Source organism: Helicobacter sp. 13S00482-2, from assembly GCF_002272795.1.
Classification (GTDB): Bacteria; Campylobacterota; Campylobacteria; order Campylobacterales; family Helicobacteraceae; genus Helicobacter_J.
Genome location: NZ_MLAT01000015.1, coordinates 25,851 through 32,427, shown reverse-complemented (window position 1 = coordinate 32,427; position 6,577 = coordinate 25,851). Strand labels below are relative to the sequence as shown.

Here is a 6,577-nt window from a genome sequence, read left to right as displayed (position 1 = left end):
CTTATTTACTTTAGTGTTTTGGAATTAAAAATCTTTTTTGTGTTTTTTTAATGTATGTATTTAAAATCTTTTTTTTTAGTGGATAACTTTTTTTTTTTTTTTTTTTTTTTTTTTGTTTTTTTTTTTGTTTTTTTTTTCCCACAGAGGCTCGCCGGTAGTGGGGAAAAACTCCCTAAGAAAAACCTCCCCCCCCCCGCCATATTTTTGAAATGTCGCTAGTTTTTGAATCAATACCGTATGCCCAAGGTGAAGATCAGGAGCGGTTGGATCAAAACCTGCTTTTACGATAAATCTTTCTTTGCTTTGATAAAATTTTTCTACCAAAGAAGCGATATATTCAGATCCTATAAACTCACTACATCCTCTGCTAATCTCCGCCATGGCTTCTTGTGTTTTCTCGCTAAACTCTAACCCAAGATTTGCTTTGTCTTGTTTATCCATCATCAGGCCTCAATTTTGGTATGCATCTTTTAAACTTGAAAATTCTATCATTTTATACTTTCTTATCAAAAAATCTCTAAACGATTTGACATCTTTCATATCCGTTTCAAACAAAATTTCACAATGCGTTGAAAACTGGCTTTTATAACCAACATAAGAGATGCCCATCACATTGCAATTATTATTGGCTAAAGTAGTCAAAAAACTCGCTAAGCTCCCTTTTTTATCTTCAAGTGCAACGATTATTTTGAAGGCGGTTTTTATTTTCTTCACCCATTGCACAAAAACCATCGGAACGCCCATTTCAATTTCATCTTTGAGCTTCTCACATAGTTTATGATGAACAATTGCTTTTTGACCCGATATTATAGCCAAAATCTCATCTCCGTATTTAGGATGACAACAATAGTCAAATAAAACTTCATTTACATTTCGATTGCTACAAATAAGAAAATTTTCTAGTTCTATTTCCTTTAGTTTGAGCATATTCATCTTGATTTTAGCAAAAAAATTTGATTGACTATTAAAGCTTTGTTTGATTTTATTTTTTAGTTCTTGTAAAAATCCCATATCTTTGGTTGCTCTATGGATAGAAGCATCAAGACCTTTGAGGGAAATATAGCGTTCAAATATTTTTCTATCTTTACTAAAAATGGTTGCTAAAATGTTGATAGCACTTTTTTTCTCCACCTCTCTGATCTGATTTTGACGCTGGATTCTCAAATGACTTTTTGCCCTAGAGGTTTTAACAGCATCGATCCAGGTTGATTTTGGGAGACTTTCTGGATCTGATATGATGCGAACAATGTCCCCACTTCTTAGAGTTTGTAAAAGCGAAGCTTTAGCATTATTAATATAAGCCTCTTTTGCATTATCTCCCAATTCACTATGAATAGCATAAGCAAAATCAAGTGCAACTGCTCCAACAGGCAAAGTATAAGTATCCCCAGCAGGAGAAAAAACGACAATATCCTCTTGATACAAATCATTTTTGGCAAGTTCATAAAACTCCTCAATGGTATTGTCTTGATATTGAAGATTATTAAGCCACTCTAAACTTGGTGCTATTCCCCCAGTTTTATATTTCCAATGTGCAGCAATACCATATTCTGCACTTTTATGCATATCAAAAGTACGAATTTGTATCTCATAAATCAAAGATTCATCAAATATTGTGGTATGAATAGTCTGATAACCATTTTCTTTAGGCAAGGCAATATAATCTTTAAATCTAGAAACAATGGGTTTGAAATCTAAATGCACAATCCCTAATACCTTATAACAATCAATAGGATCTTTTACAATAATCCGTACTGCCAATAAATCAAGCACTTCATCAATGCTCACACCCTTTCTTTGCATTTTTAAATAGATTGAATAAGGACGTTTAACCCTACTCTCCACACGAAAATCCGATCCAGAAAGACCATTTTTCAAAAGCATATTAGTCAATTTTTCAGTAAAATCATTAAGTCTAAGAGATAATGACTGCTTATTTTCCTTGATATATTCTTGAATTTTCTCATACTCTTGAGGGAATATATGATAAAAACTTCTATCTTCAAGTTCATTTTTTATCGAAGAAATACCCAACCTGTGTGCAATAGGTGCATATACGACCAAAGTCTCTTCAGAGATACGAATCTGTTTCTCATGAGTTAAAGGCTCCAATGTAAGCATGTTATGAAGCCTATCACTGATTTTTACCACCAATGCTCTAGGATCCTTGATAGCTGCAACAAGCATTTTTCTAAATGAAAGTGCTGAAGTGATAAGTTTTTTACTAGAATGATTCGGATTTAATTCTTCCTTGATTTCAACAATCTTGGTCAATGCATCTACCAATACTGCAACATCTTGCCCAAATTCACTCTTTATGAACTCAATATCACACAATGTATCCTCGACAACATCATGGAGGAGTGCAGAACAAATCATCGATTCATCTCCGCCATAAAAAGCCACGATACAGGAAACACAAATTGGGTGAATCACATAAGGTTCACCACTTTTTCTTTTCTGCCCATCATGATATTCAATAGCAATATTGAGAGCATTCTGTATCTTTGGAGTGATCTTTGTTAGTTCAAAAAGAGTTTGAATTGCCTCTTTTTTAGTTTTGATCTGCCTTAGAGTGTCAAAAAATTCCAACTACGTGCACGCCTATGGGTTTTTTTCATCAACTCTATCAATACTCACTTTGCCTTCAGCAATCTCTAAAAGTGCTATATCTGCAAGTTTAATCTGTTTTAAATCCGTATCTACCAAAGGCTTTGCACCTGCACATAATTGCTTCACTCTAGCAAAAACCAAATTTGAAAGCAAATACCTGTCATCTCCTGTTTTTTCTAATGCTTTTGATACAATCTCTTCTATTCTCAATTTCAATCCTTTTATTATTTTTTTTAGATGCTTAAATTCTACTATCTTACTACAGAACAAATCCCACTAGAATTTTTGATAATTTCTAACAAATTCCCTTTTTTGAACATATTACACACTACAATTGGAAGTTTATTATCCTTTGCTAAAGCAATTGCAGTGTCATCCATCACCTTTATATTATCCTTGAGTGCCTGATCATAGCTAAGCACATCGATTTTTTTAGCATCTGGAAATTTATGAGGGTCTTTATCAAATACACCATCAACCTTAGTCGCTTTTACAATCATATCAGCTCCAATCTCGACAGCACGCAATGTGGCGGCTGTATCAGTGGTAAAAAAGGGATTCCCCGTCCCTGCTCCAAAAATAACGACTCTCCCTTTCTCAAGATGCCTAATAGCCTTACGATAAATATAAGACTCACAAATCTCTTTTATTTCAATTGCACTTTGAACCCGCACATCCATCCCAATATGCTCGAGTGCTTCTTGCATTGCCACAGCGTTAATAACCGTAGCAAGCATTCCCATATAATCCCCACTAGTTCGTCTGATAATTCCTCCAGCAGAGGCACTCACACCTCGAATAATATTACCGCCACCAATAACAATCCCAATCTCTATGTCACCCTCAGAAAGAGTTTTGATTTCATTTGCAATATAACCTAAAATTGAACTATCAATCCCAAAACCATTCTCTCCTGCTAACGCCTCACCTGAAAATTTTACCAAAACACGCTTTTTCTTGGCCTCCATAAAACCTTCCTTTGTTAAATTAATCAATCATACCCATTTAACTCTGTGGAGATTATATTGAATTCTTACTTAATATTTGATTTGTTTTAAAATAGTTTTGAGGGAATCAAAAATATAATCTATGTGATGATGTTCAATCACATAAGGTGGCATAAAATAAATCGTATTTCCTAAAGGTCTCAATAATATGCCTAGTTTTAATCCCGCTTCAAAAACCTCTAACCCTACTCTCCTGTCAGGTAAAAAACCTATCAAATCAAATGCGAATACCATTCCCTTATGCCGGATATTAGCAACAAAATCAAATTCATTTAGATTTTTCATAACAGAAACAATATATTCGCTTAATTTTTTATTTTTTTCAATTATATTTTGATTCTCAAAAATATCAAGCGTAGCATTGGCACAGGCACAAGCTAGGGCATTTCCAGTATAACTATGAGAATGTAAAAATGCCTTTTGCTCTTCATAGGGTGCATAAAATTTCTGATAAATCTGATCACGCATCATTACCACAGATAATGGCATATATCCCGCAGTTATCCCTTTTGACAAACACAAGAAATCAGGCACAACATCGCATTGTTCGTACGCAAATAAACTTCCGCTACGACCAAATCCCACTGCAATTTCATCAAAAATTACATAAATATCTCTTTCTTGGCACATTTGAACTGCTTTTTTAATATAAACAGAAGAATATATGTGCATACCTCCTGCACACTGTATCAAAGGCTCTAAAATAAAAGCAGAAATATTTTCTCCTTCTTGATCTAAGACTTCCTTGAGTTTTGTAAGTGCAAAATCAACCTCTTCATCATTTTTGGGCACAGGAGTAGTGATACATTCAATAAGAATAGGGTTATAAGTTTTTTTATAAAGCTCAACAGAACCTACAGATAAAGCCCCTATAGTCTCTCCGTGATAAGAATTGCTCAAAGAAAGAAATTTAAATCTTTTTTTTCCATCTAGTAAATGAGCATGATAACTCATTTTCAAAGCGACCTCAACTGCAGAAGAACCATTATCTGCATAAAAACATTTATCCAAGCCTTTTGGTGTCAAACCTATCAACCTAGTAGAAAGTTCCACGATCCCCTGATGTGTAAAACCTGCCAAAATAACGTGTTCAAGCGTGTCAATTTGCTCTTTGAGTTTAGAATTGATATAATCATTGCTATGACCAAAAAGATTCACCCACCAACTGCTAACACAATCAATGTATGATTTTCCTTCAAAATCATACAAATAAACCCCTTTACCGCTTTTTATTGGCACGATAGGAAGCTTTTCGTGATCTTTCATTTGTGTGCAAGGATGCCATATGCTCTTGATATCTAAATTCAATATTTCTTTAGTATTCATCAAAATCCCCTTAAATTTGTCTCATATAAGCCTAATTTTAACCATTTTTGGTATAATCCCCAATGAATTATGGTATGGTTTAATCTTGTTCTGAATTAATATTTTTTAATACTTTTTCAAGAGGTAAATTTAAAATTATAGCTAAGGATTTTTCACACAATGATAGAGTGGATGCAAAAACATAGAAAATATCTCGTTATCACAATATGGGTCAGCTCAATAGCTTTTATTGTAGCTGGAGGGATAGGATGGGGTCAGTTTAACCTGAATACATCTTTATTTGGAGACACAGTCATTAAGGTTGGGAATATCAAAATAACCGCTCAACAGTTTGAACAAGCCTACAACAACACGTATCAAACTTACGCTCAAGCAATTGGAGGCAATATTGATCCTGATGAGGCAAAGGCAATAGGATTAGATAAGATGGCCAAACAATTTGCTTCTCAAATTCTTATCAACCAAGCTTTAGTGCAAAATTTTGCACTAGATTTAGGGTTACGTGTGCAAGACTCTGAAGTCATTGATCAAATCACTAAGAGTGAGGCGTTTCAAAATAATGGGCATTTTGATGAAGCAATATATAAGACAACCCTGAAAGAAAACAATTATAGACCTGTAGATTTTGAAAGAAATATCCGCGATATGTTACTCCTGCAAAAAATGACAGATTTATTTCCTGATTCCATTACCCCTTTAGAGTTAGATACAATATCTTCAGCATTCAAGTTGCAAGATAGAATTGAGTTGTCCATATTGACCACGGACACCATTCACCCAAAAATCACCGAATCTGAACTTCAGACCTACTGGGAAAAAAATAAAGCCAACTATAAAACCTCACTTAGCTATGGTATTGAAAATCATTTCATAGACTCAACCTTGCAAGATGTTTCTCCAAAGGAGGTACAGGAATACTACGATCAAAATAAAAGTCTTTATATCAATGAAAAAGGCGAGTTAGAACCATTTGAAAAAATCAAACCTAGAGTCCAAAAAGATGTTCAATTGCATAAAACTCTCTCATTAGCCACAAAGGAATATCTCAATCTCAAAAAAAACAACATCAATAATATAAGCGAGACCATAACAGAACAAAGTAAGCAATACCCCATAGAGATTATGCAAGAACTACAAAAATCTAAGGCGGGACAAACATTAAAACCATTTTTGTATAAAAATGGTTATATGATCTTGAAATTAATTTCAAGAAAAGAACCTGAAATCAAAACCTTTGAACAAGCCAAACAAGAAGCACTATCAGATCTAACACAAACCAAGAAAATTGATCTGTTAAAGCTAGAAGCTCAAAATAAGCTTTCCTCTTTTAAAGGTCAAGATATCGGATTTGTGAATGTTGATTTTGATGGCAAAATACAAGGACTTACAAAGGAAGAGATATCTAAACTGATCAGAGAAATATTTATCAACCAAAAAAAGTCAAATTTTGTTATAATAAACAATAAGGCAATCTTATTTAGGATAAAAGAGCAAAATTTTAAGAGTCCCATAAAGGATAATAACGCAATGGTAACAATGACCACGAATCTAAAAACTCAATATATACAAAAAGTTCTTATTGATTATCTCAGGCAAAAATATACAATAAAAAGATACCAAGATTAGGAGGC

General features: G+C 33.7%; 6 protein-coding genes. 1 reads left to right on the top strand and 5 read right to left on the bottom strand.

The window, feature by feature from the left end; genetic code table 11:
- Positions 1-75 precede the first annotated feature (75 nt).
- The 5 genes from BKH42_RS07235 to BKH42_RS07215 form a co-directional block, all read right to left on the bottom strand.
- Positions 76-441, bottom strand: a complete 366-nt coding sequence (locus BKH42_RS07235; RefSeq protein WP_257874287.1) for a hypothetical protein — start codon at positions 439-441, stop codon at positions 76-78.
- Positions 442-450: 9 nt separating this feature from the next.
- Positions 451-2,592: a RelA/SpoT family protein gene (locus BKH42_RS07230; protein ID WP_095295949.1), complete on the bottom strand. Its 2,142-nt coding sequence runs from the start codon at positions 2,590-2,592 to the stop codon at positions 451-453.
- A 12-nt stretch (positions 2,593-2,604) separates the two neighbouring features.
- Positions 2,605-2,829, bottom strand: a complete 225-nt coding sequence (locus BKH42_RS07225; protein WP_257874286.1) for a DNA-directed RNA polymerase subunit omega — start codon at positions 2,827-2,829, stop codon at positions 2,605-2,607.
- 35 nt (positions 2,830-2,864) lie between these two features.
- On the bottom strand, positions 2,865-3,581 hold the full coding sequence (gene pyrH / locus BKH42_RS07220) for a UMP kinase (protein ID WP_095295947.1): 717 nt from the start codon (positions 3,579-3,581) through the stop codon (positions 2,865-2,867).
- 69 nt (positions 3,582-3,650) lie between these two features.
- Positions 3,651-4,946, bottom strand: coding sequence for an adenosylmethionine--8-amino-7-oxononanoate transaminase (locus BKH42_RS07215; RefSeq protein WP_095295946.1), 1,296 nt, complete (start codon positions 4,944-4,946; stop codon positions 3,651-3,653).
- 159 nt (positions 4,947-5,105) lie between these two features.
- On the opposite strand from BKH42_RS07215, the gene BKH42_RS07210 reads away from it, so the two are divergent.
- Positions 5,106-6,572, top strand: coding sequence for a peptidylprolyl isomerase (locus BKH42_RS07210; RefSeq protein WP_095295945.1), 1,467 nt, complete (start codon positions 5,106-5,108; stop codon positions 6,570-6,572).
- Positions 6,573-6,577: the final 5 nt, after the last annotated feature.

Bases quoted from the DNA above. Each gene is read 5' to 3' on its own strand.
- pyrH (WP_095295947.1), bottom strand. From the start codon at position 3,581: ATGGAGGCCAAGAAAAAGCGTGTTTTGGTAAAATTTTCAGGTGAGGCG.
- BKH42_RS07215 (WP_095295946.1), bottom strand. From the start codon at position 4,946: ATGAATACTAAAGAAATATTGAATTTAGATATCAAGAGCATATGGCAT.
- BKH42_RS07235 (WP_257874287.1), bottom strand. From the start codon at position 441: ATGGATAAACAAGACAAAGCAAATCTTGGGTTAGAGTTTAGCGAGAAA.
- BKH42_RS07210 (WP_095295945.1), top strand. From the start codon at position 5,106: ATGATAGAGTGGATGCAAAAACATAGAAAATATCTCGTTATCACAATA.